The sequence below is a fragment of the Gordonia gummivorans genome (genome assembly GCF_022513585.1).
GTDB lineage: Bacteria > Actinomycetota > Actinomycetes > Mycobacteriales > Mycobacteriaceae > Gordonia.
Genome location: NZ_JAKWBF010000021.1, coordinates 1 through 24,726 on the forward strand (window position 1 = coordinate 1; position 24,726 = coordinate 24,726).

Genomic DNA, 24,726 nt, shown 5'->3' on the forward strand with positions numbered 1-24,726 from the left:
CTCGGCGCCCGGATGCCGCCGGCGAACTGGCGAAGCCAGAAGGCGCGGCGTGAAAATCCCGTAGGGCTCGGCAGGAACTGCTCGCTCTTTGATTCGGCGCGCGTGTGGGCGTATCAGGAGGCACGCCGGATCCGGCTGCGCAACGAGTACCCGACCTCTGAGGACGCGGACCTACTCCTTGCTCGGCTGGTCGAGGTCGCTTACGAGATCAACACCGAGTTCGGTGAGCCGCTGCCTGTCGCCGAGGTGCGCGCATGCGTCGCGAGCATCCATAGGTGGATCACAGTCGGAGTAAACGGCAGGCAGTTCGATGGCTGGCGCGACTCCCGCACAGTCAACAGCGCCACCTTCGTGGCGATCCAGTCAGCTCGCGGCCGAAGGAGTGGTCGGGCACGACGTGCAGGATCGCCTATCCAGGGGGCTCTGCAGTGATTGCCTACGACGACCGATTGCACCGCGGCGGACGGACTGCACGCGACATCGCCGAACAAACGGGCCTGTCCCCCCGACAAGTCCAGAGCTGGACGTCAGAGCCCCGCACGACGTACCTGGCGCGGGCCCACGAGCGCCGCAAGAAGATCCGAGCCCTGCGGGCTACAGGTCTTTCGATGCGCGCAATTGCGACCCAACTTGGGTGTTCGGTCGGCACCGTCCACAAGGCCCTGGCCTACGCTCCGGCCGCGACTTCGACGGAGTGAGTCGACCAAGAGAAATACCTTGTACGACAGCATGTCATGGGTGAACACGTACGTGCGGACCTCGGCGTAGCGGTGGAGTGGCGTGGTCCAGCGACCGGTGGGATGAGCACGGCCTACCGCGTCCCCTGGGCTGGGGAACCGGAAACATCTGATTTGGTTCGCTTCGTACTTTGAACACTCGGACAGACATCCCTAGGCTCTCTGCGCATCCAAATGCGGCGAGTACGACAACTCTTGTGAAGAGGAACGGCGCGTGAGCGATGCCAGTGCCCCGCAATCGGGAGTGAAGGGGTGTGGTCCAGCGACCACTGGGATGAGCACGGCTTTACCGGGTCCCCTGGGCTGGGGAACCGGAAACATCTGATTTGGTTCGCTTCGTACTTTGAACACTCGGGCAGACATCCCTAGGCTCTCTGCACGTGCCGACGCGCGTCCGAGATCATGGCCGAGACTGGTCTCTCGCGGGCCACAGTGGGCCGGCATCTGGCCTCACTCCGGAGCGCGGGCTGCTCCCCGAGTAGAGGGGCTCACGCGATCGGTCAGTCCGTAGGTGGCGTGACGTCCTCGCCTGCGGCGACTGCACGGAGCCAGTCCGGGACCTCACGGCCGTCGTACTCGCGGATCGCGATGGCTGCGCGGGCGGCGGCCGCGGCGACCTCCGGGCGCGGCCGCTTTTCGGTGTCGGTCATCCCTGTCCCCCTCGGTTTCTCCGGCTTCCAGTGTGGGCCTCGACCTCGCGCGCCGCCGCGCTGATCGGCCGCCCAGTGTCGCGCCGGAAGCTACTTTGTCTCGTTCGGATGACTGGTATGCACCTGCTCCGGGAATACTGTGCGTCCTTCCACGTAGAACCAGATGCGAGCGTCGCCCTTGATTGTCGGCTTGTTCTGCCAGCGGTTGTGGGTCTGTCCGTTACGGGTCACTCGTGCGAGATCTCCGCGCAGCGGGTAGTTCGTCGGAGTCTCCCGTGTCGGCGTGCGTGTGAGGAAGTCCCAGGTGTCAGCGAGTGGGCCGCGAATCGTCGCCGCAAGGTCCCTCCACCCTTTCTTGGCGCCGGCCGACGCGTACCGGATCGCATACTCGGACCTCTTCGTCGGTCGAGGGACGGTGTCGTCTTGCCTCGCCACGACTACGGACGCTCGACGACTGCGGCGTCGCTGTCGTCATCGAGCCATTCGACATCATCCCCGCCGAGGCCAGCCGCGAGAGCGGTTGCGGTCTCACGCCAAGCATTCACCTCTGCGAGTACGCGGTGCGGCTGGTCAGTGGAGAAGGAGGCACGCGCGGCGTCCACAAGGTTCTGCGCGCAGGTCTCCCGATCCTGCTCGGAGAGCGCGAGCATCCACGGGAATGGCTTGGACATCCGCTCGGCGAGGGGCCCGTCGTCATCTACTGCCACGCCAATCAGCTGTGCCGCGAACTCCAGCATGCGGTTGCGTCCCTCGGCTTCACGCCGAGACATCAGCACGAGGTCCTCGCCGTCGCGCCGAGTGACCGTAACCGGGTGGTCTTCAGCCTCAGCGAAGACCTCGGCGGGGTGCTTGCTCAAGTCCGAGGAGCGACGCGTCGTGGTACGGAACGCTGTGGTGGTCATGCAGCCAGCATATTCGGAACGTGTTCGGAAGTCCACACCCCAACGCCCTCCGCCGACCCAACCCACAACCCACCGAGCACTCGCCCGGCACAGCGACGACGAGGTGTCCAGTCGCGAGGGCGCGAGAAGCCGCGAGAAGCACCGCAGGAAGCGGGCGCAAGGCCGGACCAACCGCGCGCGAATTCAGGCGCTCATCGGTCAGCAGTTCGACGAATTTGGGACGGTGCCCGCGCGCACCGAGATCATGGCCGTGACAGGCCTCTCGCGGGCGACAGAGAGCCACGATCTGGCGTCACTCCGCGACGCCGGCATACTTCCGGAATAGAGGGGCTCACACCCGGTCGGCTAGCGGAACGAGCGAGTCCGTGGCTTCGCTAAGCTAAGAAGAGCCTACGCTGGCATCAATGTCATGGTCAGTCGGCCAGCGGTCGGCCAGGCGATAGTGGTGTGTCGACGCCGCCGAACGGGTCGCCTCCGTTGTGTCGCTGCTCTCGCCGGGCGACCTCGTCCGCAATCGCCTTCTCTACGAAATGGGACCAGGTGCGGTCGTCCTCAGCTGAACGTGTGGCGTGATAGGTGAGGCGTGCCTTCGTGTAGACCTCCGGTGAGATATAGATCGTGACGGCCTTGTTGGTTTGCTTCTTCTCGGAAGGCTCCGTCGCCGGGCGCCTGACGGTCAGCTTCTGGTCGGTGGAAAGCCAGTGCAGTCCTTTGATGTTGCGCTGAGGTTCATTCATGATGCGCCCTCCTGCAATGCAGCAGTTTTGGATAAAGCTACTGATTCGACCAGATCGTCGGCAGCAGACGTCGCGGAGCGGAGTGCGAACACCTTGCCGGCGTTGTCTCCGCGAGAAAACTGTAGAGCTGGTGCGCGTCAGCGGGACGGAGGACACTGAAACCGGAGGCATTCAAGGAGGGCCAAGGATGACCAACACCGACGAAAACCTCGTGCAGCGCAGGCCACGCCCTCGAGTCGCCGCTGCCGCGGCCCGCGCCGCCATCGAGATCCGCGAGTATGACGGCCGCGATGTCCCGGACTGGCTCCGCGAAGTCGCAACGCGCGGTGCCTCCGCGGAGGCTTAACGGGAATAGTGCGGTCAGGTAAGTGTCAGTACTACCGTCCCTAACGTGCACCTGCACTCGTCCCGCGCGATTCTGTGCGCGCGAGAGCCGGTAGCACTGGCTCCAAAGGGGCGTCACTGCGGTCTATCGACTGATAGCGCCGCTAACACCCTCACTCAAGGGACGTCAGTGCTGTCCCTCAAGTGTCCGACAAGCGCCGGTTGAGTTCTGCCGACCACGACGCCACCCGCTCAGACGAGTCCAAGACTCGGCGCTTCGCTTCGGCCTGGTCGTCGCGGTCCTCGCACGCGTCCTTCTCGGTCTTCGGGTGCCCGCTCACCACCACAGAATATCGCCGGCCCCACCCGACCACAGCGAGGCAGCCCGTGCTGGTTGTCGGCGGGGCGCACCTGACCCCCACGGAGGCGAGTCGGGTACGGCGCCAGCGGCAGAGCATTCGTTTCCGTCCGTCAGGGCGGGGTACATCGGCCCCACCCGAGACGGCGCTGGCGGCCGGGTCGGCCGCCGATCAGGGCTCCGCCCGCTCCTGGCCGGGTAGCCCCCGTACGCAGCACTCGGGGCGGCCTTGGGGTCCAGGGGCGCGCAGCGGCCCCTGGCGGGCCCACGCGACCCCGAGCGAAGCGAGGGCGGCATACAGGAGGCGCGAAGCGCCGACTGTATGACGGCGTGGATGCTCGCCGAGTGCGTCATCGTCTGGCGCACAGCGCCTGACGATGACGTAGTGTAGCCCCATGACGGCGGTGGACAGCGCGCAGAGATCGAGGCCGCAGGCCCTCGATCTCGGAGAACTGGCTACCGCCGTCACCGCGGAGGTGACCGGCCCCCGGGGCCGGGCGCCGGAGCTGTCCGCGGTGACGGAGTCACTGCGGCAGCGAGCCGCGGGCGAGCCGTACTCGTCGATCGCGGCAGCGGTCGGTGTGACCGAGAAGCGGGCGGCGAGCTGGTGCCGCACGGCGGCACGCCTCGACAAGCGCTTCGACGCGAGGGAGGCGAAGGTCCGCAAGAGCACGGGCGCAAGCCGCACGATGCTCTCGGCGCGGATCGAGGACGACGTGATCGGCCTCGTCCACAAGCGGGCGCATGCCGAGGGCCGCTCGGTCACCTCAGTGGTCGAGAGCGCATTGCAGAGCTATGTCGGCCGCAAGGTCGCCGGCCTGGAGACCGCTGTGCGGCGGGAGCTCCGCAAGAACCTGCGGGGCGAGCTGCGGGATCTGGCCGCGGCGATCGGCGCGGCCAGATCCGAGCTGACCAAGCAGGGCGTCAATCTCAACCAGCTGGCGCTTTTCTGCAACAGGTACCGGGAGCTGCCGGGCAGCATCACCGACGAGCTGGAGCGCACCCGCCAGGCGCTCGACGAGAACCGCGCCGCGATCGAGGCGCTGCACGCGAGCGTGCTCGCGCGGTTCGAGACCGAGGACTGAGCATGGTCTCCACCGTGATCTCGGCCACCAAGAATGCCTACGGCCTGGACCTCTACCTGAGCCCGGCGACGGCGGCGCACGACCAGTCCAACCCTGGCGGGCCGAGCGTGCGCGTGGCGCACTGCTCGACCATCGGCGACTGCACGCCCGAGACCTTTCTCGAGGACGTCGGCCGAGTCCGCGAAGACTTCGCCAAGACGAGCCTCGAGCTGGAGACCTACCATGTGATCCTCAGCCACTCCCACGAGGAGCTTGACCCGGACAGCGAGTTCGAAGTGTGGCTGGCTCACGATTTCGCCCGTGAGCAGATGGCGCGGGCCTTCCCGGGCCGGCAGATCAAGATCGTGACACAGGCCGACAACGGGCGGTGGGAGGCGGCCGGGACCGCCGAGAAGATCTGGGTCAAGGGCAAGGTGCATTCGCACTGCCAGATCGCGAATGTAGCCGAGGAAGCGGTCGAGCTGACGTGGCGCGATGCCGACGGCAACAGCTCGACCGTGCACTACCCCGCCGGTCGCGCGTTCTCTTCCGCGATGAAGAACATTCACCGCGTGCGGGCGGTGACCGACGAGGTCGTGCTGCAGCGCTTCCAGTACGACAACCAGGCTTTTATGCAGTCGTGCCGAGAGCACGCGCGGACCGCAGGCATGGGCACCGGCGATCGCAAGACCTTGGCTCGGCAGGCCGAGGGAAAATTGTCTCACTACGACGAACTGCGAATGCGGCTGCGGATTGCTCGTGCCCAGGCGACCGACTGGGACGACTACACCGCACGCTTGGCCGCCGATGGCGTGGAGGTCAAGCGCCGCGGCGGCCATGGCGACGGGGTCTCCTACAAGTGGCTCGACACGCCGCCGGCCCGCGCGGGCGGCCGCTCGGGGGTGGGTGACGATTACAAGTACGCCGCGGTGGTCGAGCAGTGCGAGCGCAACGCACAGTCATTGAGGCGCGGCGAAGAGCTGGCGATCCCGGCGCGGTCGTTGGTGGTGCCGACCAGCTCGCTCGCCCAGGACCGGCCACGACCGGTCTACCTCACCGAGGACGGCAAGCCGCCGTGGCAGCAGGGCGATGACTCCTACGCCGCGCACGTCCGCCAGACCGGCGGCACCTACGAAGGCAGGGCCGCGCAGGCCGTGGCCACCGGCGAAGCCGGTGAGGGTGTGACGCTGACCCGCGACACAGACGACCGGGTCACCGCCGCGGTCGACGCCGGCGCCGGGCCCCTCGTCGTCGACGTCGACCCTGCCCTGCTATCTCGTGTACACGAGGTGGAGTCCCGCGAGGCCGCTGTCACCCGAGCCGAAGCCCGCGCCGCTGAGACGATCCAGTCGGCAAAGGATGAGGCGACGACGATCCGTCGTCAGGCCCGCGCAGACGAGGCCGCACGAGTCCGTACTGAGTGGGCTGCGATGCGCCCTCAGGTGATCGCCGAAGCCGAGGCCGCCGGACGGCAGCACGGCCAGGCGGCCTGGGAGCGCGACGAGAGGCCCGCCCTCGTCACTGCCGCTCGCGTCGAAGGCTTCAAGCGAGGTCACGCCGAGGGGCGTCAGGAGGTCACCGACGAGCTGGAGGCGGCGCGCAAGGATCGTCGAGCGGCCGCCGAGCAGCTGCGCGAGGTCTCCGGCCTGACGCCCGAGGAGGCCGCCGAGCGCGTGCTCGACGAACACACAGTGAAAGCGCGGGTCGCGCTGACGCGGTACCGGGTCCCGAAGGTCGCCTACGACGCGGACGGCACACCGCATCGAGTGACCGGTGCCGACGGGAAACCTGCGGTCACCAATGCGTGGGAGCAGATGAAAACCGATGTCGCGCACGGCCCGGGCCGTACCGATGACGTCACCGTCGGCCAGGCGCGTCGGGCCGGACGCCAGGACCGGCAGAATCTCGCCGACCGTGCCGAGCGGCAGAAAGCGCGATCGCGAGAAAAGCGTAAAGACAAGGGGTTCGGGCTGTGACGTACACGCCGAGCACGAAAGACGAGCGGACCGCCCGGGCCGCGGTCCACCGTCAGAACTCTCGTCCTCGTGACCATCGTCGGAGTCGTCGCCATCTTGATTCAGACCGCAGATCAACGGCGATAGGGGCCAGTCACCGCGTAGGGTTGTCACGCGCTGCCGCTGGGCGTCCGGAACGGCATTCACCCAAACGTCTACCGAGACTTCTATTAAGCAGTGTCGACTGGTCGATTCTGTGGTGCCAGATGCAGCCACATGCGTCAGCGGTCCCCTCCGCGCGCCGTGTCAGGCTGCTTTCCCTCTGGGGTCAAATCACCTTCTTCAGTGATATCGACGAGCACTCGCTTGATCCGGGTGTCGTCGTCATCGGCAGAGGTCTCGGCGATGACGGCCGTGACGCGATGTTCGATGAGTGCGATCGACCTTGCCCGCAGATCCTTCGGAACGGTGCCGCTGATGCGTGTTCCGTCGTCGAGGTCGAGGTCGAAGACCGACCTCACGCTGCTGGCGGTCCGCCACTTTCCGCTGTAGGTCGCGTTGATGGTCGACAACTCGCGCTGTCTGATGAACGTCCGCAGCGCCGATGCCTGCGCTGGCGAGAACGAGAACCAGTCGGTGGTAGTCCGGGATCGGAAGTCGATAGTGAAGTCTCCATCGACGCACCGCGCCGACAGTTTGGCGATTTTGCCCCAGGCGACGGGTCCGATCGCGTCGGCGCGCGCGGCGAACGCCTCGTGATCGTGCATGTCGGCCGATCCGCGCAGGACCGCGAGCACGCGGGAAAGTGCTGTCGCGGTGGATGTCTGGAGTTCGTCGAGTTCGCCCATCATGGTCTGATCAGGCGTCTCGGCGGGGCGCTCGCCGTCCTCGTGCGTTGTGGGGTCCGGGCACACGAGGTCGATCTGGATCGAGCCGATCAGCACCGGTCGCATCAGCATGCCCAGCTTCTCGCGGGCCGCGTCGTTCACCGAGGGGAAGGGCTTGGGCAGCGAGTCGTTGGCCACCGCGATGACAGCGTCGTTGAACTCGTACGAGGCGCGCAGAATCTGGTGGGCCGGCGCGGTGTGTCCGACGACCTCGCCCTCGTGGAAGCGGGCGATGACTCCCTCACGGTTGCGTAGGCGAGACTCCCGGACGAGATCGTGCAGGGCCGCCGCGGAGTCCGCGTTGGCGGCGGTCATCCAGTCGTCGCTGCCACGTCCGCCTCTGGAGATGGCTGCGAGCTGTTCTTCCATCGCGAACAGGTCATGGTCGGTGATGCCCATCAGAACCTCACCTCCACGAATCCTTTGCGCTCCACCTCGCCGGTCGCGCGAGAGCGTTGCCACCAATCGTCCCAGTAACCGCGCGTGCGGAGATACTCGGCGCAGGTCGGGTGGTTGTCAGGGACCTTGACCACTGCGTAACCGTCTACCAGAAGGGTACGACCAACGTGTGGGTGCGGCAGGGTCTTCCATCGGTCCTTGGGATTGAGCCAGTCGTCGAAGTCCTCGATTGGGGCACTGGCCGGTCCGTCGACGATGGTGGTTATGTCGATGTCGCCGGGGTCGATCTTGTCCGAGGTGAAGCTGCCGTCGATCCAGTAGCTGATGATCGCGAGGCCGCAACGGACCTGCTGTTCGCGATAGGTCAGGAAGTCGTCGAGTATCAGCTGACGACGCGCTCGATCGATGGTGCGCGCGTGCACAAAGCGATCGGCGAAGTCGCCTAGGGAGCAGGGATGGCGGCCGGGAGGCAGGACACGATAGCCGTCGGCACCGTCGATGAAGTCGGGAAGTCCGGGCCCGGTAGTTGCCACCTGACATTCATATCAGCGTCAATGCCCTCGGTTTAGGTCTCCCTCGCGGGCGTGCCGACCGGGCTACCAGGCCTCGGGTTCTGAGTCGTTGACGATGGCAGGTTCGGCTGGTCGGTGGCCCACTCCGACGGGACCAGCGCATTCTCCAGCAGTGCGTAGCGGCGGAGGTTAACGCAGTGTTCTCGCAGACTCTCGAAGGCGCCGGAGTCCTTGAGCTCGCCACCCCGCACCGCGGTTTCGCGCCACCTGAGAACGGTTTCCATGATCGCGCCGACGTGCCATCTAAGGGATTGAGCTCGCGCCTTTGGTAGTACTCCCCGGACGAGTTGGGCTGCCGTTTGCCACCAGTCGGGGCCGCGTCGCTGGCACGCGACTTCCACGGCGGTGCCGGCGGCCTCAATCGCGTACACAAGCACGAAGTAGTCGTCGATCTGTAAGGCTGACAGATTGCCGCGCCGCGCGGGCACCTCGTTCGCGTAGACCTGCGCAGGGTCTTCTCCGTCATTGATCCGATATAGCCGTCCACGGGCGCCGTTCGTCCGGTCGCTCGTAAGCTCGCGATGGGCGCCAATCAGCTGGAGCGCCGCGTCCCGCCGCCGACCCGCCAATCCGACAACCAGGATGGTGAGCAGGCCGATGAGGAAGCCCAGGAGCGGACCAATCACGAGACGACCACCCGAACTTGCTTCGCCCGCTCCACGGCTCGGTGCACGGTGGCTCGACTGATCCCGAAGTCCGCGGCCAGCTCGGTGATGGAGTACTCGCCGGACGCGTGCAGCTCGACCAGACGCTTCTCCTGGTTCGGCGGCAGCTTGGGCTTCTTGCCCTTGAGCCGGCCCCGAGCCTTGGCCACGGCCATGCCCTCCTTGGTGCGCTGACGGATGAGGTCGGCCTCGAACTCCGCGAACGTGGCCATGATGTTGAACATCATCTTGCCCATCGCGTCGCCCGGGTCGTAGGCGCTGCGTCCGATCTGGAGCACGGCGCCATTGGCGACGAGCTGGTCGGCGATGTCCTTCGCGTCACGGATCGAGCGGGCCAGCCGGTCGAGCTTTGTGACGACGAACTCCGCGCCGGGGTGGCTCGCGGCAGCCAGCGCCTGTGCTAGGCCGGGCCGCTGACGATTGGTCCCGGTGAAACCGGGGTCGGAGTAGATGTTCTTCTCGTCGACGCCGAGGGAAACCAGCTCATTGATCTGCGCGGTGAGGTCCTGGCGGTCGGTGCTGACGCGCGCATACCCGATCTTCATTGCCTCAAGTGTACGTTGGAGGTACCTTAACCGCGACGCTTTCCGTACAGGCCTTACGAACGCCCGTCGGGATTGGTGGACCGCGGGGTGCGAGGCGTTCGTTCACCGACCGGCTTCCGGACATCCCGTAGAAACTCGTCACAGACCCTAAGAGCTCGCGCGCTGCCTCACCGTGGCGCCCATACGGCCGAGATCCGGCGTCAGGACCGCAAGACCGGGATCTTGCCCACTTCTTCTGTGATGTCGCTGTTTCGATGGTTAGTGTCTACGGATGAGCACAGTTCCGACGCCAGGAGATGTGGCCCAGCGGCGCACCGCGGGTAGCGGTATAGGACCGGTGACCGAGGGGCACGATGAGCGTCTCAGGTCGTTCGCTTTTTTCCCGTATCGCGGCACTGAGCAGGCCGAAGGCCCAGAGCTTGGCCGACTCGCATGGGCCGACGCCCTGGCGTCTCTCGCATCGATGGCGGAGCCCGAGGAGTGGGTGGGTTCCGGTGATACCGCGCGACCGCTGCCGATCCTGGACAGCTTCCTGCGGTACACGCACAAGCGGCTAGTCATGGAGGACAAGATCGTTGTCACGGCCGACGGCGAGTGGACGGCATTGAACACCGGCCTACTGACGCCGCATGCCGAGGAGATATTCGGACTGTTCCAGCGCAACAAACACGAGAACGCGCAGCACTGGTACTTCCTGCGGTGGGCCAGCGAGTCCGACCGAGATCTCTTGAAGCACTTCCCTGACCCACCGCAGATGGCTGAGTATGTAACCTCGGCCTCTGAACTGGTCTATGACTGGAGGCGGGAGTTGAAGCTCGCCTACGACCACATCATCAACGACAACATCGACCGTTTCCCTGCGGACCTCGCTGCTCAGCCCCTACGGGCAAAGCAAGCACTCGATTCGGCGGTGAACCTGACGCTGCGACGGGTGCGCCGCAACCACAAGCTCGTCATCCCGCAGTGGTATCCGAAGTTGGGTGAGGTCGGGGCGCAGTTCCTGATGCCACTAGATCTCACCGGCGACGGCAGTGCGGACCTGGCGTTGGTGGTGTCCGCCGTCGGTGAACGGGCCTATCGGGGTCACACCGTGCTGACGCTGGACATGGCCTACACCAATGCGCGACTCGTCGCGCGTCCGGATAGCGACTGGTTGGCGCCGAGGGCGGCTCCGCTTCGCGGGGGTTCGGATGAGGCTGCTGAGTCGTAGTGGGCCAGTACCCCATCCGCTACTTTGCCCGTTTGTATGAGCTGAAAGACTCAGCCGAGAGCGTCGTCGATGGCTGCCGAGGCCTTGGTGAACAGCTGGGTGCTCTTGGACATGTCGTTCCACGCCTCCGTGACTGCCTTGGCGTCGATAGATTCGCGGGGCGGCAGTATCACGCTGCGGAGATCGTCGGGGTACAGGGCATCGACGACTGAACCGCAGCTCAGTGCCGCCACCTGCGTTCGCACGGCGTCGCTGGCCATCGCTGCCCAGATCCACCCGGCGTCGGCCTTCTTCTCAGGACGCGCGCGACCGACATGGCCGGAAGCGAGCCATCCGTGTCGGTCGGCGGCCACGAGGGAGGGGTAGCCTAGGCTCTCCTCTGCGCGGCCGTCGGCCTGGAAGATGACACTGCCTGTCTCCAGCTCAAATCGCTCGTCGATGGTGCTGTTGCCATGCGTCGAGAGGTATTTCGCGGCAACGACGTCGCACTGCAGGATCTGACGCCCGGACAGGAATGGCGCACCATGGTCGGCGTCGACGTAGACCAGTTTCGGGCGCCCGCCGGGTTTGGCGACGGTCGCGACGTCGGACAGTGCGACGCCGCCATTCGAAGTGAGCAGCTCCCGTGCGGCTGCGGCCTTGTCAGAGTGGAACGCCGCGTCGAGGCGGACGGCCAGGGAGGCGGCGGTGACTGTCCAGCCACTCCGCTGGTCTGCGACGGGGTTGGGGAACTTGTGGTTGAGGTCGCTAACTGCTTGGTGGAGAGTCTGTCGGGCCGTTTCGCGCAGTTTAACCGCCTTGCGCACGTCCGATGCGACGGTGTTGACCAGGCCGTCGACGAAAGGCACGGTGAGCGCACTGATGTGGTCTGTGGTGATGTGGCTGATGACTGATCCACCGAGATCGCCGCGGAGCAGGTGCTGGCCGGTTTGGCTGCGCAGAAAGGCCAGCGTGTAGTGTCGTTCGACCTCGTCATGGATGCGGATTCGCACCATGTCATGGGACAGGGCGAACTGGGCGAGATACGCATCAGCGATGGTGACAGGTCCCAGGTTGCGGCCCGAACAGGTCTGGAGGATATCGCCCTCCGCAATGAGGTAGTTCTCGAGGTTCACCGTGCGCGATACCGACAGTCGGTCAGCCTCGGGTGGCAAGTACTCGAAGACATCGTAGGGACGCAGGTATGACACCGCGTCCTCTCCGGGGACCGCGTAGGTGCGTTTGAATCGACTGGGGGCGTATACATCTCCGAGCGAACCGACCAGATGCCGGGTCACCCCGGTGGCCGTGGAGATGCGGTCCCGGATCGCGTCGGCGCCGCTGAGGTAATAGCCGGCATCGAGCCGGCCAACGCCGTGCAAGTTGGCCGATGAGACGCTCGATGCCTTCACTGCTGCTTCTCGAGCCACTCGTGGTAGGCGAGAGCGACGGCGGGCAGGTCGTCGTCGGGGTCCTTCTCGGTCACGGTGATGTCCTGCAGGACTTCTGCTCCGGTTCCCGGGTCGATCTCGCTGATCTCTTCGGTGCGCGTGATCAGAACATCCTCGCCGTCAGCGGTTCGGCGGTAGATGGTGTTGCCGCGCTTGTCGTGCCCGATCTTCTCGGCGATGGCCATGAAGACCGGATAGTCCAGGCCTGTGGTCTCGGCTTCGGCCTCCTCGTCGGCCGATAGGCGCCGCATGAGGACCATCGAGGTCTGGGTGTCGTTCTTGGGCTGGAAGAGGTCGCGGTCCATGTCGACGACGGCGAGTATCTGTGCGCGGGTGAGAATCCAGCGACGGACGTAGGTCAGACCCGGGTTGTTGAGGATGCCGTTGGGGATGACCATCGCCATACGCCCGGTGCCGGGCTTGAGCAGCTGCAGGCATCGCTCGATGAACAGGATCTCCGGCGGCTGGGACTTCTGCAGGACCGGCACCTGATGCTTGTCGAGCCTCATCGAGAAGTCGCCGTCGTCGGCCTCGTCCCACACCGAGGCCAGGTCGTACTGGGACAGCACCTCGTCGTCGTCGATTGGGATGTTGGCGCCAAACGGCGGGTTCGAGACTATGACGTCGATGCTGCCGAGTGGGATGCGTTGGCGGAGAGTGGGATTCCACGAGTGTGGGTTGACCAGGGTGTTGGCCTGCCACAGCCCGCCCGAACCGTCGTTGTTCATGACCATGTTCATCTTGGCAGCGCGCACGAGAGCCGGGTTCAAGTCGATGCCGAAGACGCACTGAGAGAGGTAGTCGCTGCGTCGTTTGTACAACTCCTGGCGTTCCAGATCGGAACCGTTGGAGGGGTCGGCCCACTGGTCGCGCTGCTCTCTCTCGATCACTGCCAGCGCATGGTTCATGGCGGTGATGAGAAAGCCCCCGGTACCGCACGATGGATCGAGCACACGCTCGTCGGGCTGAGGATCGAGCATGGCCACGGCCATGCGGCAGGCGTTGCGGGGTGTGAAGAACTCGCCGCGGTCGCCGCGCAAGTTGGAACCGACGATCTCCTCGTAGGCAACCCCCTTGACGTCGACGGGCGATAGCAGCAGTGAATAGTTCTGCAACTGGGTCACGACGTAGGCGACGACCGCGGGACTCAGGTCGATGACCTCGTCGCGCTCCTCGAAGATACCGGGGTACTTCTTGACGACTTTGCTCTTGAACAAGGTCTCGATGCGTTTCTTCGCCGAACTGGCCAAGGTGGCGTTGGCCCGTTCACTCGGGGTCGCGTAGAAGTTGATCTTGGGCGAGCGCTCGTCCTCGATTTTGGTGAAGATGAGCTTGAGCAGCTCCCAGAATGCCTCAGTCTTCTGCTTGCCCTCGTGCGCGGCGATGTAGTTGTGGCAGCGGCGGAAGGCGAACAGCAAATTGTCGGCGGTGCCGACCACCAGGCTTTTGCGGTCGGGGCGCTGGGCGTCCTCCTCGGTCTGGCCGAAGGCGGGGATCTCGATGATCTCCTCGAACTTCCAACCCCCTTTGCCGTCAGGCCGCTTGGCGTAGCAGAAGCGATCGTCGCCGTTGGTCCACATCCCGTACTCGGCGTTGAGGCATGCGGCCATGTAGGACTGGAGCTGTCCGATGCCGTCGGTGCGGCTGGTCGCCTTGACCTCGGGGCGCTTGGTCTCGACCAGGATGCGCGCATTCGCCTGGGTATGCGCCTCCCCTGCGGGGAACACCACTATGTCCACACGCTTCTTCGAGCTGCCGACCTTGATGGTGAACTCGGGCTCGCAGTCGACCGCGGCGTACTTGTACTGGCGGACCAGCGCCTTTTCGATGTTCTGGCGGACATACTCCTCGGGGGTGTCCTTGACCAGCTCTCCGGTAAGGAAGTCCCGTCGTTTGCCCTCGGGCACAGAACCCGCCGGTGTTACGGATGGGGCCAGTGGTGCGACACTGTTGGTCATTGGGCAATCATGCCGCATCGTCTCGGGGCGCTCGACCATACCCACTGAGCTGGGTGGTAGGACGACCTGGCTACCCGGTGTGGACTGATGACCCAAACTGTCTACGGATCGTCGTAACGTTGAGCCGGTGAGCGACGATCTGCCGGACCCGCCGGCGGGCATGTGGGAGACGGTCGAATCCCTGCTCGCGCAGCAGAGGTCGCTCTGGGATGCGGGGATCGACGCGCCCGATTGGTACCGGAAAGCGCCGGGGCGACAGCTCGGGCTGAGTCTCGTCGCAGCGCTGATCACGAGGTCGTGTCGGGATCGGGGATGTCGTCGTCGGACTAGGGTTCAATGCACGGCGCGATCTTGTCGATGAGATCCTGCAGGCGTGTACCGGGCTCCCATAGCGACAGGTCATCACACGGTGCCGGCGGTTGCCACGGTCGACGGCGCGGGCGCCCGTGAACTTGCCTCACCTGGTCCGGGTCGTCGAGGGTGGCCAGGGCCGTGGTCGGACGGCGAGCACGTCGCCCGCGATCATCCATGATTCGAGGCCGATCACGGCGACATCATGTGTGATGAGCAGCGGACGGGTCTGGACAACGGCGTACAGGTTCGGAATGTCCATGAGGACATGCCCAGGTCAGGCGAGGCAGCCGATCCAACACGATGGGGCGTGGTCGGCGTGGGCGGTGTTCGTGGCCGTGTGGTTCCTCCTCGACGGTTGGGCTGTCTAGGAGGCACCCCCTCAGCGGCTGTGCCGCTGTCACGGACCGTTCACGGACGAAGGGCGACCGAATCACGCACGGCGACGAGCGACGGGCTGACACCTCGGGCAGTAGAACGAGCTGCGGTTCATGAACGCCTCGCGCCTGATTAGCGTGCCGCAACGATGGCACGGGAGGCCTTCCCTGCCGTATGAATGTAGTTCTCTGCTGAAGTACCCGGACTGGCCGTTCACGTTGACGTAGAGCGCGTCGAAGGAGGTACCGCCGACCTCCAGCGCCTCCGCCATCACGTCAGACACCGCGGTGAGCAACTCGGTGAGCTTGGCGCGACTGATCCCGTCCGCGATCCGGCTGCCGTGCAACCTGGCCCGCCACAACGCTTCGTCGGCGTAGATGTTACCGACACCGGAGATCACCGTCTGGTCGAGCAGCACGCGCTTGATCTCGCTGTGCTTGGTGCGGATCACCGCGATCACCGCCGCCGGGTCGAATCGGTCGTCGAACGGGTCGCGGGCGATGTGCGCGATCGACTCAGGGATCGAATCATGCTGTCCGGCAGCATCTTCAGTGTGGCCGCCGGGAGCGAAGCGAGCGGGGCCAGTGTCGCCGACATAGTCGTCGACGTGCCAGCCGCCGAACGTGCGCTGGTCCACGAACCGAAGCTCGTTTCCGTCGTCGAGTGCGGCGCGGATACGCAGATGTGTGTGGTCTGGGGCACCGGCCCGAGCGATGAGCATCTGCCCGCTCATACCGAGGTGAACCACCACGGCCGCGCGGTCGTCTCCCCGGCCGACGTCGAGCCACATGTACTTGCCCCGACGTCGGACTCCGAGCACCTCGGCATCGCGCAGGCGTCCCGTGAGATCGAGATCGCCGGCGACATGGCGACGGGCCGCTCGCGGATGCAGAACCTCCGTCGTGCGCAGGCGACGTCCCACGAGATGTGCTTCCAGGCCACGACGAACAGTCTCGACCTCCGGCAGTTCAGGCATCGCGTCGCTGAGATGCGTCGCGGGTCACGACGCGGACGCTCGTTCCGTCAGCGCCTTCCACGCGCGTGCGGCGGCGCGTTGCTCGGCTTCTTTCTTGGTGCGCCCGATCCCGTCGCCCAGGTTCTCCCCCGCGATCATCGCGACCGCGGTGAACTCTTTGTTGTGGTCGGGACCGGTGGAGCTGATCTGATACTGCGGGGGTCCGTACCCGCGCTCGGCGCTCAGTTCTTGCAACGACGTCTTCCAGTCGAGTCCGGCGCCCAGCGTGCCCGCACGGTCGATGAGGTCGTCGAACAGGCGCAGGATCACCCGCTGCGAGGTGGCGAGGTCGTGTTCGAGGAACACCGCGCCGAATAGCGATTCCAGACCGTCGGCCAGGATCGAGTCCTTGTCGCGCCCGCCGGTGAGTTCCTCACCGCGGCCCAGGTAGAGGTGTTGTCCGAGACCGCCCTCACCGAGTCCTCGGGCCACGTCGGCCAGGGCGTGCATGTTGACCACGCTGGCCCGGATCTTGGCGAGTTCGCCCTCCGGGCGGTCGGGATAGCTGAGATAGAGACGCTCGGTGATCACCACTCCGAGCACGGAATCGCCGAGGAACTCGAGTCGCTCGTTGGTCGGCAGGCCGCCGTTCTCATAAGCGTAGGAACGATGCGTCAGAGCCAGGGTCAGCAGATCGTCGGACACCGTGGTGTCCAGCGACGTCAGCAGATCCGCGTACCGCGATCCGTCGCCCGGCACGGCGTCAGTCACCGTCACTCCTCGAGCCGGGTGTGCTGTCGCCGACGTCCGGACCATCGCTGAGGTCGCCGAACTTGTCGGCCAATCCGGCCCATCGGGGATCGATGATCTCGTGTCCATGACCTGGTTCGGCGATGGCCAGGCGCACGCCGCACACCGGGCAGAGCCCGGGACAGTCGTCCGAGCACAGCGGCGACATCGGCAACTCCAGTGCGACCGCGTCGATGATGGATTGTTCGAGATCGATGTGGTCGTCGACGATCCGGTGGATGTCGTCGGCATCGGTGGTCTGCTCGGTTGCGCTGTCGGGATAGGCGAACAGTTCGGTCAGGAACACCGTCACCGTGCCGTCGAGCGGCTCGAGGCACCGAGCACACTGACCGACCGTCTCGCCGCACACCGTGCCGGTGACGAGCACCCCTTCGGTCACCGATTCCAGCCGGAGGTCGAGGTCGACCTCGGAATCGGCGGGAATGGCGACCATCTCGACCCCGATTCGGTCGGGCGTGGTCACTGTCCGATGGATCTCCGACATGGTGCCGGCTCGACGTCCGAGTGTCCGGACATCGAGCACGAACGGGCCCGGACGCGACCCCGGGCCGCCTGCACGCGATGTCTTCGAAGCGCCCGAGCCGGGCGTAGCCCCAGGTGTCACAGCGTAGCCCCAGGTGTCACAGCATGTTCAGCCACAGTTGCACGATACGCCCGGGTCCGGTGATTGATCGAACGGCCCGCGCGTGGTGTCGATGCACTCCCATGACACCACGCGCGCGAGGTTCAGACCGCGAGCGGCGATCCCTGCTCGCGGTCGTACCCGCGAGGCGCGCCCGACTCGCGTCCGGCGGTCTCCCGCCGTGCCGGCTGGTCGTCGACACTGCGTGGGTACTCGACGTAGTCGTGCATCCCGGCGCCGGTCCGGAGCTGGTGCCGACCGCGGTTGACCGAGCGCAGGGTGCCGGTCAGGATCTCCTCGAACTGGGCCAGCTTCTCGTCGACGTAGACGTCGCAGTCACCACGCAAACGGTCGATCTCGGCATGCGCCGCGTCGATGATGCGTTCGGCCTCCGACTTGGCGGCCGCGACCACCTCGGTCTCCGACACGAGGCGCTGCTGCTCCGCGATGCCGTCGGCGATCGACTTGTCATAGGTGTTGTTCGCCGAGTCGATCGTGCGCTGCGCCTCGGCGCGCGCCCGGCCGGTGACGGCCTCGAACTCGCGTGACGCACTCGTCGACATCCGACGCGCTTCCTCGGTGGCGTCCTCGACCAGCGACTTTCCATGAGCGCTGGCCTCGTCGACCATGCGGTCGGCTTGGGCCTTGGCGTCGGCGAGAATGCGGTCGGCCTCGGCGCGGGCGTGCGCCATCACCGCTTCGGACTCGGAGTCGGCCTTCGAGGTGACCGTCTCGGCGTGCTCACGGGCGTCGCCGATCAGCGTCTCCCGTTCGTCGAGGACGTCCTGCGCATCGTCGAGTTCACCCGGGATCGAGTCCTTGATGTCGTCGAGCAGTTCGAGTACGTCGCCGCGCGGGACGACGCAGCCCGCGGTCATCGGGACGCTTCGCGCTTCCTCGACAATTGCGACCAATTCGTCGAGAGCTTCAAAAACCCGGTACACAGCCACCCCAATCCGGCGCTTGCCATTGTTTCAGTCGGTGCTTCTGTGACTATTGTGCCGAATGTTGCAGTTGTGATTGGTGAAGCGGGAGGGGTGTGTCGTCTAGGGCGTGTCGCAATCCCACTGCGAGGGATTGGGGGACACGCCCTAAACCGCCTGTTGGCCCTCGATCCGGGCGGTCAGCGCGCGATGGATGCGCGGTGACAGGAACGGCTCGACGTCACCGCCGAGCTTGGCCACCTCTTTGACCAGCGAACTCGACACGTGGGCGAAGCGCGGATCGGTGAGGAGGAAGACGGTCTCGACGTCGGCCAGCTCGCGATTCATCTGGGCCATCGGCACCTCGTAGTCGAAGTCGACCGCCGACCGCAGGCCTTTGACGATGGTGTGGATCGACTCCTGACGCAGGTAGTCGACGAGTAGGCCGGTCCACCGATCGACCCGCACATTGGCCAGATCGGAGCAGTCGTCGCGGATCAGGTCGATGCGCTCGTCCACGCCGAAGAGCCCGTGTTTGTTCGGGTTGACCACCACCGTGATGACAACCTCGTCAAAGCACGCCGCGGCGCGCTCGACCACATACCGGTGGCCGCGGGTGAAGGGATCGAAGGAACCGGGGCACACTGCCGTGCGTCGTGACACATCCGTCATGAGGTCAAAGTACCGGCATCCCTATCGGTCGCCCGTAGAGGCGGGAGGAGTCGCCTGCTGGTTGAGTAGGCCGAGGCGCGTTCGGGCTCAGGTGCGCCGATCCGGATCGGCCATCTCGGCGCGCACACGGTCGACGATCGCCGCGGCCGAGCCGGTTCTCGCGCGTCGCCATCCGGTCCCGGCCCAGAGGTTCACGTCGTCGGCGACGCCCGCCGAGGCGGCGGCCGCGCGAATCGGTTTGGTCATGTAGTGGACCTGCGGATAGGCGGCCGGCGCGTCCGCGTTGTCTTCCGCGAACGACGTGGCCAGCGACCGTGCCGACCGTCCCGAGAACGCCCGCGTGATCACGGTCTCGGGCTCGCCTGCTCGGTTGTGATCGGCGAGCGCAGTTCGATGCACAACGGAGGTGCCCGCCTCGTCGGCACGCAGAAACGCCGTACCCAGCTGGGCACCGATCGCGCCGGCGCCACGAACCGCCACGATGTCGGCGCCACTCATGAGGCCACCGGCAGCGATCACCGGAAGATCCTGCGCTGCAGCCAGTTCCGCGACCAGGTCATGGCTCCCGAGCCCCGGCCCGCCCAACGGATCGCGTGGGTCGTCGGTCCAGATGCCTCGATGTCCGCCCGCCTCGATGCCCTGCGCGATCAACAGGTCGGCGCCCGAGGCGACCGCTGCATGTGCCTCGATCACACTCGTCACCGTGACGCCGACCGCCGCCCCAACCTCGCGGTGGATCCGCTCCACGAGATCGGGCCCCGGATCTCCAAACGTGACCGTGACCAGGGCGGGCCGATGGTCGGCCAGCACGGACACCTTGGCGGCGATGTCCTCGTCGAACCACCGGGGTTCACCGACCTCGACGCCATACCTGTCGGCATAACGGGCGAGTCGCCGCCGGTAGTTCGTCACGTCGGCCGCCAGCGGGTCGGACGCGTCCTCGAGCACGTCGCGACCGGGCAGGAACAGATTGACGCCGTATCGACCCTCCGTCGCCTCGTCGACCTCCTCGACGAGTGGAGCGAGCGCCGCAGCGGTCAGATAGCCCGCGGCCAGCATGCCCAGCCCGCCGGCCTCGGCGATTGCGCGCACCAGCGCAGGCGTGGTCGGGCCACCGGCCATCGGCGCGCACACGATCGGGACCTCGATGTCGAGCGCTCCGATGCGCATCGGTTCACCCGTCATGACGTGCGACCTCCACCCGGGTGTCCCCGTACTTCTTGTCGACGACGACCTCGAAGTCGTCTGGCCAGTCGAGGTCGACGGCGCGGGCCGATCGCTCGAGCACGACCAGGGCGCCCGCGGCGAGTCGGACCACCACGGCTTCCATATCGGCCCTCACGGTGCTGCCGTCGACGTCGTAGGGCGGGTCGGCGAACACCAGGTCGAAGGCCCTGTCTGTCGGCCCGGCCAGGTAGGCACCGACCGAGCGGTTCACCACCGTGACGCTGTCCGCGACCCCGCAGGATCGTGCGTTGTCGGCGATGGTCGCGGCGGCCTTGCGGCCGGAATCGACCAGTGTCGCCGACGCCGCACCGCGCGAGATGGCCTCCAGCCCGAGCGCGCCCGAACCGGCGTAGAGGTCGAGGACGCGGGCTTCCGCCAGGTCACATCGGTGCTCGAGCATGTTGAAGACCGATTCGCGAACTCGATCCGAGGTCGGCCGGGTCCCCTCGTCGGGAACCTTCAGTCGTCGGCCTCGAAGACGCCCAGCGATGATCCTCGTCATTTCACCCATTCTGCATCGACCCACTTCTGCGCCCGCGCGGATGGCCTGAAGACGCCCCGCTACCCGTCGCGCCGATCGGGGTGAACCACATCCACGTGACCCACTTCACATTCACCCGCTGAACAGGACGAAGCCGGGTCATCCGATGACCGATTTATGCAGCTGCATGACTTCGACGACACGCATTGTTAACGTCGAACGGGTCATGAGCCCGTCCCAAACAAGAACGGCCCCAACAACTGCCCTCGCCGTCGACTTTCGTGCACCAACGGTCGACGACGGCACCCGACTCTGGGAAATCGCCTCGGACTCACAGGTTCTCGACGTCAACTCGAGTTATTCCTATGTCCTGTGGTGCCACGATTTCGCCGAGACCTCGATCGTCGCCGAAGTCGACGGTCGCACAGTCGGGTTCGTCACCGGCTACCGACGCCAGTCCGACCCCTCCACACTGATGGTGTGGCAGGTCGCGGTCGACGACGATTACCGCGGTCACGGCATCGCCGCAACGATGCTGCATCGCCTCTTCGACCGGACGTCGCGACGTGGAGTGGTCGCGCTGCACACCACGATCAGCCCCGACAATGCCGCATCGCAGCGACTGTTCGGATCGGTGGCGAGTGCGCGTGGACTTCGCTTCGAGCGGCGTGATCTGTTCGGCGCCAACGCCTTTCCGGATGCACACGAGCCCGAAGACCTCTACATGTTGGAACCGGAGATTCCCGAGCCCTGACCGGCCGATCCCCGTGGCAGATCTCGATCCGCGAGATCGGTTGCCTCGAAATACTTTTCACCGGCGCACCGGTTGTACCGCCATGCCCGGTTGTTCTTTCACCTATTCGACAAAGAAGGAAGCGTGACATGCAACTTCTCGAACAGACCGTTGACGACTCGGTGTTCACCCAGCACGAGTCCGAGGTCCGCAGTTATTGCCGCAACTGGCCCACCGTGTTCACCCGTGCCAGCGGGTCGTGGATCACCGACCAGGAAGGCCGCGAGTACCTCGACTTCTTCGCCGGCGCCGGTTCGCTGAACTACGGCCACAACCACCCGGAACTGAAGGCGGCGCTGCTCGACTACATCGCCGATGACGGGATCACCCATGGTCTCGACATGGCGACGGTCGCCAAGGGCAAGTTCATCGAGGCGTTCACCGACAAGATCCTGGCGCCGCGCGGATTGGACTACAAGATCCAGTTCCCCGGCCCCACCGGCACCAACGCCGTCGAGTCGGCACTCAAGTTGGCGCGCAAGGTAACCGGGCGCGAGTCGATCATCAGCTTCACCAACGCATTCCACGGGATGACCCTGGGATCGCTGTCGGTGACCGGTAATTCGATGAAGCGCGCAGGTGCGGGTGTGCCGCTGGTCCACGCCACCCCGATGCCGTTCGACAACTACTTCGGCGGCGTCGTCGAGGACTTTGCCTGGTTCGAGCGGGTGCTCGACGACTCGGGCAGCGGACTGAACCGTCCCGCAGCCGTGATCGTGGAGACCGTGCAGGGCGAGGGTGGCGTCAACGTCGCACGCATCGAGTGGCTGCAGGCGCTCGCCGACCTGTGCCGCCGCCGCGACATCCTGCTCATCGTCGACGACGTCCAGATGGGCTGCGGCCGTACCGGCGAGTTCTTCTCGTTCGAGGCCGCCGGGATCAAGCCCGACATCGTCACCCTGTCGAAGTCGATCAGCGGCTACGGTCTGCCGCTCGCGCTGACCCTGTTCCGCCCGGAGCTCGATGTGTGGACCCCGGGTGAACACAACGGCACCTTCCGCGGCAACAACCCCGCATTCGTCACCGCCACGAAGGCCATCGACCTCTTCTGGGGCGACGATGCCCTGTCGCGCGAGATCCACGCCAAGGGTGCCCGGATCGACGAGGTCTTCACCGGCCTGGCCAACACGTACGACGGCATCTCGACCCGCGGACGCGGCATGGTTCGCGGCCTCGTGTTCGACGAGGCGACCGCCGCCGGCAAGGTGTGCGCGTCGGCGTTCGGTTCCGGGTTGCTCGCCGAGACCTCCGGCCCGTCCGACGAGGTCGTGAAACTTCTTCCCCCGCTGACCATCTCGCGTGAGGACCTGGATCGCGGTCTGGGCATCCTCAGCGACGCCGTGAAGGAGGTGATCGGATGATCGTCCGAACCACAGCAGAGATCACCGGGACCGAGCGCGAGGTCGCCGATCCCAAGGGCAACTGGGTGTCCAAGCGCATCGTCCTCGGTGGCGATCACGTGGGATTCTCGTTCCACGAGACGACCATCAAGGCCGGTTCGGTCAACGAGTTCCACTACGCCAATCACATCGAGGCCGTGTGGCTCGTCGAAGGCGAGGGCACGCTCCTCGACCGCGAGACCGGCGAGACCTATCCCCTGGCCCCCGGATCGATGTATCTGCTGAACGGCCACGAGCGCCACACCGTCACCGCCGACACACAGATGCGGATGATGTGCGTGTTCAACCCGCCGGTCGTCGGCACCGAGGTGCACGACGAGAACGGCGTGTATCCGCTGGTCACCGTGCCCGCGCCGAGCGGTCGGCACGCCACGGAAAACGTCTGAGGGACGTAGCGATCTGACGCGCGTGCGCACCCTGCCTATCCTGGGCAGGGTGCGCACGCGTTTGCAGATCGGCTGGGAACCCGCCGCACCCACCCGTGCCGACGACGACCTCGACGCCCGTCTCGCCGAACTGCGACGCATCCTCGACGACAAGCGGTTCGTGGTCCTGACCGGTGCCGGCATCTCGACGGATTCCGGAATCCCCGACTACCGCAGCCCCGGAGCACCACGCCGCACTCCGATGACGCTGGAGATGTTCCTGTCGTCACCGGAGTTCCGACGCCACTATTGGGCGCGCAATCACCTCGGTTGGCGCCACATGGACGCCTCGGTACCGAATGCCGCCCACCTCGCGCTCACCGACCTCCAGCGGCAGGGCCGACTCACGACGGTCATCACCCAGAACGTCGACATGCTGCACACCAAGGCGGGCACCCGCGGTGTCCTCGAACTTCACGGGTGCTACGGCCGCGTGCGCTGCCTGTCATGCGATTGGCGCACCTCCCGGCATCGGTTGGCGGCGCACCTCGAAGCTCTCAACGCCGAGTTCGCGGAACGAATCGGTGGACGCGGCGCCATCGAGGTCGCACCCGACGCCGACGCGGTGATCGCCGACACCGCCGATTTCCACATGGTCGACTGCCCCGCGTGTGGTGGCATACTGAAGCCCGACATCGTCTACTTCGGTGAGAGTGTTGCCAAAGACCTTGTCCAACAGGCATTCACGCTGGTCGACGAGGCCGATGCCCTCCTCGTGGTCGGGTCGTCGCTGACCGTGATGAGCGGACTGCGCTTCGCACGTCATGCCTTCCGGACCGGCAAACCCGTGCTCATCGTGAACCGCGGTGCCACGCGAGCCGACGACATCGCGACCTTGAAGATCGACCACCTTGCCGCAACGGTGCTGCCCGCGCTCGCCGGTGGACCCACTCCCGTGGGCTAACTCGAAGAGTCTGGCTCCCAGCTCTGACCAGCATTTTCACGCTCGGCCCCACCTGCTGGTTGAGAGGGCCGAGGCGCTGGCCGAGGTCGTATCGAAACCTCAGAAGCCGAGAATGTCAGCGACCACCGGGTTGCGGACAAGGACATCTCACCGGGTTTCGAAACGCCCCGCTCTGGGGCTCGGCTACTCAACCAGCAGGGGTACCCGCAGATCAGAGAGCCGGTCGCCAACTCTTCGGATCAGCGATCCACCCGCCGCCTGCGGCGGCGATCGTGGAGGCGGGAAGAGGGCCGTGGAGCGCGGCGCGGCGACGATGATCCACAAATAGTAGGGGAAGAAACTCGTCCCCTATCCCTGGAGTCCTCCCCGCGAGTCTTCTCGCGGACGACTCG

The 24,726-nt window shown here is 65.8% G+C and carries 26 protein-coding genes and 2 pseudogenes; 10 read left to right on the plus strand and 18 right to left on the minus strand.

Annotation, left to right across the window (positions count from 1 at the left end; genetic code table 11):
* Both MKW15_RS15680 and MKW15_RS24675 read left to right on the plus strand, forming a co-directional pair.
* Positions 1 to 432: pseudogene (locus MKW15_RS15680) on the plus strand (primase C-terminal domain-containing protein); the annotation flags it as partial.
* 704 nt (positions 433 to 1,136) lie between these two features.
* Positions 1,137 to 1,193, plus strand: a pseudogene (locus MKW15_RS24675) (hypothetical protein); the annotation flags it as partial.
* Positions 1,194 to 1,237: 44 nt separating this feature from the next.
* Here MKW15_RS24675 and MKW15_RS15685 read toward each other — a convergent pair.
* The 3 genes from MKW15_RS15685 to MKW15_RS15695 form a co-directional block, all read right to left on the minus strand.
* Positions 1,238 to 1,387, minus strand: coding sequence for a hypothetical protein (locus MKW15_RS15685; protein ID WP_240859911.1), 150 nt, complete (start codon positions 1,385 to 1,387; stop codon positions 1,238 to 1,240).
* A 437-nt stretch (positions 1,388 to 1,824) separates the two neighbouring features.
* Positions 1,825 to 2,289: a type II toxin-antitoxin system Phd/YefM family antitoxin gene (locus MKW15_RS15690; protein ID WP_240859912.1), complete on the minus strand. Its 465-nt coding sequence runs from the start codon at positions 2,287 to 2,289 to the stop codon at positions 1,825 to 1,827.
* 413 nt (positions 2,290 to 2,702) lie between these two features.
* Positions 2,703 to 3,026, minus strand: a complete 324-nt coding sequence (locus tag MKW15_RS15695) for a ParB family protein (RefSeq protein WP_240859914.1) — start codon at positions 3,024 to 3,026, stop codon at positions 2,703 to 2,705.
* A 187-nt stretch (positions 3,027 to 3,213) separates the two neighbouring features.
* On the opposite strand from MKW15_RS15695, the gene MKW15_RS15700 reads away from it, so the two are divergent.
* Entirely contained in the window at positions 3,214 to 3,372 is a 159-nt protein-coding gene (locus MKW15_RS15700; RefSeq protein WP_226513070.1) for a hypothetical protein, read from the plus strand.
* Positions 3,373 to 3,550: 178 nt separating this feature from the next.
* On the opposite strand, the gene MKW15_RS15705 is transcribed toward MKW15_RS15700, so the two are convergent.
* Positions 3,551 to 3,691 carry a hypothetical protein gene (locus MKW15_RS15705; protein WP_240859916.1) on the minus strand — a complete coding sequence of 47 codons (141 nt, stop codon included), beginning with the start codon at positions 3,689 to 3,691 and terminating at the stop codon, positions 3,551 to 3,553.
* A gap of 412 nt (positions 3,692 to 4,103) precedes the next feature.
* Between MKW15_RS15705 and MKW15_RS15710 the strand changes: the two genes are divergently transcribed.
* Both MKW15_RS15710 and MKW15_RS15715 read left to right on the plus strand, forming a co-directional pair.
* The gene (locus MKW15_RS15710; protein WP_226513069.1) at positions 4,104 to 4,793 is read left to right on the plus strand and encodes a hypothetical protein; all 690 of its coding nucleotides are present in this window, start codon (positions 4,104 to 4,106) and stop codon (positions 4,791 to 4,793) included.
* Positions 4,794 to 4,795: 2 nt separating this feature from the next.
* Positions 4,796 to 6,748: a relaxase family protein gene (locus tag MKW15_RS15715; protein ID WP_226513068.1), complete on the plus strand. Its 1,953-nt coding sequence runs from the start codon at positions 4,796 to 4,798 to the stop codon at positions 6,746 to 6,748.
* A 260-nt stretch (positions 6,749 to 7,008) separates the two neighbouring features.
* Here MKW15_RS15715 and MKW15_RS15720 read toward each other — a convergent pair whose 3' ends face one another.
* From MKW15_RS15720 to MKW15_RS15735, 4 genes are read right to left on the minus strand one after another with little or no spacing between them, the layout of a single operon-like run.
* Positions 7,009 to 8,013: a hypothetical protein gene (locus MKW15_RS15720; RefSeq protein WP_226513067.1), complete on the minus strand. Its 1,005-nt coding sequence runs from the start codon at positions 8,011 to 8,013 to the stop codon at positions 7,009 to 7,011.
* The gene (locus tag MKW15_RS15725; RefSeq protein WP_226513066.1) at positions 8,013 to 8,546 is read right to left on the minus strand and encodes a DUF6932 family protein; all 534 of its coding nucleotides are present in this window, start codon (positions 8,544 to 8,546) and stop codon (positions 8,013 to 8,015) included. The genes MKW15_RS15720 and MKW15_RS15725 overlap by 1 nt, the downstream gene beginning before the upstream one ends.
* 32 nt (positions 8,547 to 8,578) lie before the next feature.
* Positions 8,579 to 9,211, minus strand: a complete 633-nt coding sequence (locus tag MKW15_RS15730; RefSeq protein WP_226513065.1) for a hypothetical protein — start codon at positions 9,209 to 9,211, stop codon at positions 8,579 to 8,581.
* Positions 9,208 to 9,795 (minus strand): recombinase family protein, encoded by a 588-nt coding sequence (locus MKW15_RS15735; RefSeq protein WP_226513064.1) that lies wholly within the window; start codon positions 9,793 to 9,795, stop codon positions 9,208 to 9,210. The genes MKW15_RS15730 and MKW15_RS15735 overlap by 4 nt, the downstream gene beginning before the upstream one ends.
* A gap of 271 nt (positions 9,796 to 10,066) precedes the next feature.
* Between MKW15_RS15735 and MKW15_RS15740 the strand changes: the two genes are divergently transcribed.
* Positions 10,067 to 11,005, plus strand: a complete 939-nt coding sequence (locus tag MKW15_RS15740; RefSeq protein WP_240859918.1) for a DUF3825 domain-containing protein — start codon at positions 10,067 to 10,069, stop codon at positions 11,003 to 11,005.
* Positions 11,006 to 11,055: 50 nt separating this feature from the next.
* On the opposite strand, the gene MKW15_RS15745 is transcribed toward MKW15_RS15740, so the two are convergent.
* From MKW15_RS15745 to rsmD, 10 genes are all read right to left on the minus strand, one after another.
* The gene (locus MKW15_RS15745) at positions 11,056 to 12,396 is read right to left on the minus strand and encodes a restriction endonuclease subunit S domain-containing protein (RefSeq protein ID WP_240859921.1); all 1,341 of its coding nucleotides are present in this window, start codon (positions 12,394 to 12,396) and stop codon (positions 11,056 to 11,058) included.
* Positions 12,393 to 14,393, minus strand: a complete 2,001-nt coding sequence (locus MKW15_RS15750; protein ID WP_240859922.1) for an N-6 DNA methylase — start codon at positions 14,391 to 14,393, stop codon at positions 12,393 to 12,395. The genes MKW15_RS15745 and MKW15_RS15750 overlap by 4 nt, the downstream gene beginning before the upstream one ends.
* Positions 14,394 to 14,850: 457 nt before the next feature.
* Positions 14,851 to 15,006 (minus strand): hypothetical protein, encoded by a 156-nt coding sequence (locus MKW15_RS15755; protein WP_240859925.1) that lies wholly within the window; start codon positions 15,004 to 15,006, stop codon positions 14,851 to 14,853.
* Positions 15,007 to 15,177: 171 nt separating this feature from the next.
* Positions 15,178 to 16,098: a bifunctional DNA-formamidopyrimidine glycosylase/DNA-(apurinic or apyrimidinic site) lyase gene (mutM, locus tag MKW15_RS15760; protein ID WP_240859926.1), complete on the minus strand. Its 921-nt coding sequence runs from the start codon at positions 16,096 to 16,098 to the stop codon at positions 15,178 to 15,180.
* A 24-nt stretch (positions 16,099 to 16,122) separates the two neighbouring features.
* A complete protein-coding gene (rnc, locus tag MKW15_RS15765) occupies positions 16,123 to 16,848 on the minus strand; it encodes a ribonuclease III (protein WP_240859929.1) in 726 nt (241 codons plus the stop codon).
* Entirely contained in the window at positions 16,841 to 17,491 is a 651-nt protein-coding gene (locus MKW15_RS15770; protein WP_240859931.1) for a YceD family protein, read from the minus strand. Before MKW15_RS15770 ends, rnc begins: the two co-directional genes overlap by 8 nt.
* Positions 17,492 to 17,613: 122 nt before the next feature.
* A complete protein-coding gene (locus tag MKW15_RS15775) occupies positions 17,614 to 18,453 on the minus strand; it encodes an ATP synthase F0 subunit B (RefSeq protein ID WP_240860053.1) in 840 nt (279 codons plus the stop codon).
* A 147-nt stretch (positions 18,454 to 18,600) separates the two neighbouring features.
* Positions 18,601 to 19,104 carry a pantetheine-phosphate adenylyltransferase gene (gene coaD, locus MKW15_RS15780; RefSeq protein ID WP_240859933.1) on the minus strand — a complete coding sequence of 168 codons (504 nt, stop codon included), beginning with the start codon at positions 19,102 to 19,104 and terminating at the stop codon, positions 18,601 to 18,603.
* 87 nt (positions 19,105 to 19,191) lie between these two features.
* On the minus strand, positions 19,192 to 20,289 hold the full coding sequence (locus MKW15_RS15785) for a nitronate monooxygenase (protein ID WP_240859936.1): 1,098 nt from the start codon (positions 20,287 to 20,289) through the stop codon (positions 19,192 to 19,194).
* A complete protein-coding gene (rsmD, locus tag MKW15_RS15790; RefSeq protein ID WP_240859937.1) occupies positions 20,279 to 20,833 on the minus strand; it encodes a 16S rRNA (guanine(966)-N(2))-methyltransferase RsmD in 555 nt (184 codons plus the stop codon). The genes MKW15_RS15785 and rsmD overlap by 11 nt, the downstream gene beginning before the upstream one ends.
* Positions 20,834 to 21,038: 205 nt before the next feature.
* Here rsmD and ectA point away from each other — a divergent pair, with 205 nt between their 5' ends.
* From ectA to MKW15_RS15810, 4 genes are all read left to right on the plus strand, one after another.
* Complete coding sequence (gene ectA / locus MKW15_RS15795; protein WP_240859940.1) at positions 21,039 to 21,566, plus strand: diaminobutyrate acetyltransferase; 528 nt, start codon at positions 21,039 to 21,041, stop codon at positions 21,564 to 21,566.
* 128 nt (positions 21,567 to 21,694) lie between these two features.
* Positions 21,695 to 22,966 (plus strand): diaminobutyrate--2-oxoglutarate transaminase, encoded by a 1,272-nt coding sequence (gene ectB / locus MKW15_RS15800; RefSeq protein ID WP_240859942.1) that lies wholly within the window; start codon positions 21,695 to 21,697, stop codon positions 22,964 to 22,966.
* Positions 22,963 to 23,391 (plus strand): ectoine synthase, encoded by a 429-nt coding sequence (locus tag MKW15_RS15805; protein WP_240859944.1) that lies wholly within the window; start codon positions 22,963 to 22,965, stop codon positions 23,389 to 23,391. Before ectB ends, MKW15_RS15805 begins: the two co-directional genes overlap by 4 nt.
* 49 nt (positions 23,392 to 23,440) lie before the next feature.
* Entirely contained in the window at positions 23,441 to 24,334 is an 894-nt protein-coding gene (locus MKW15_RS15810; protein WP_240859946.1) for a Sir2 family NAD-dependent protein deacetylase, read from the plus strand.
* Positions 24,335 to 24,726 lie beyond the last annotated feature (392 nt).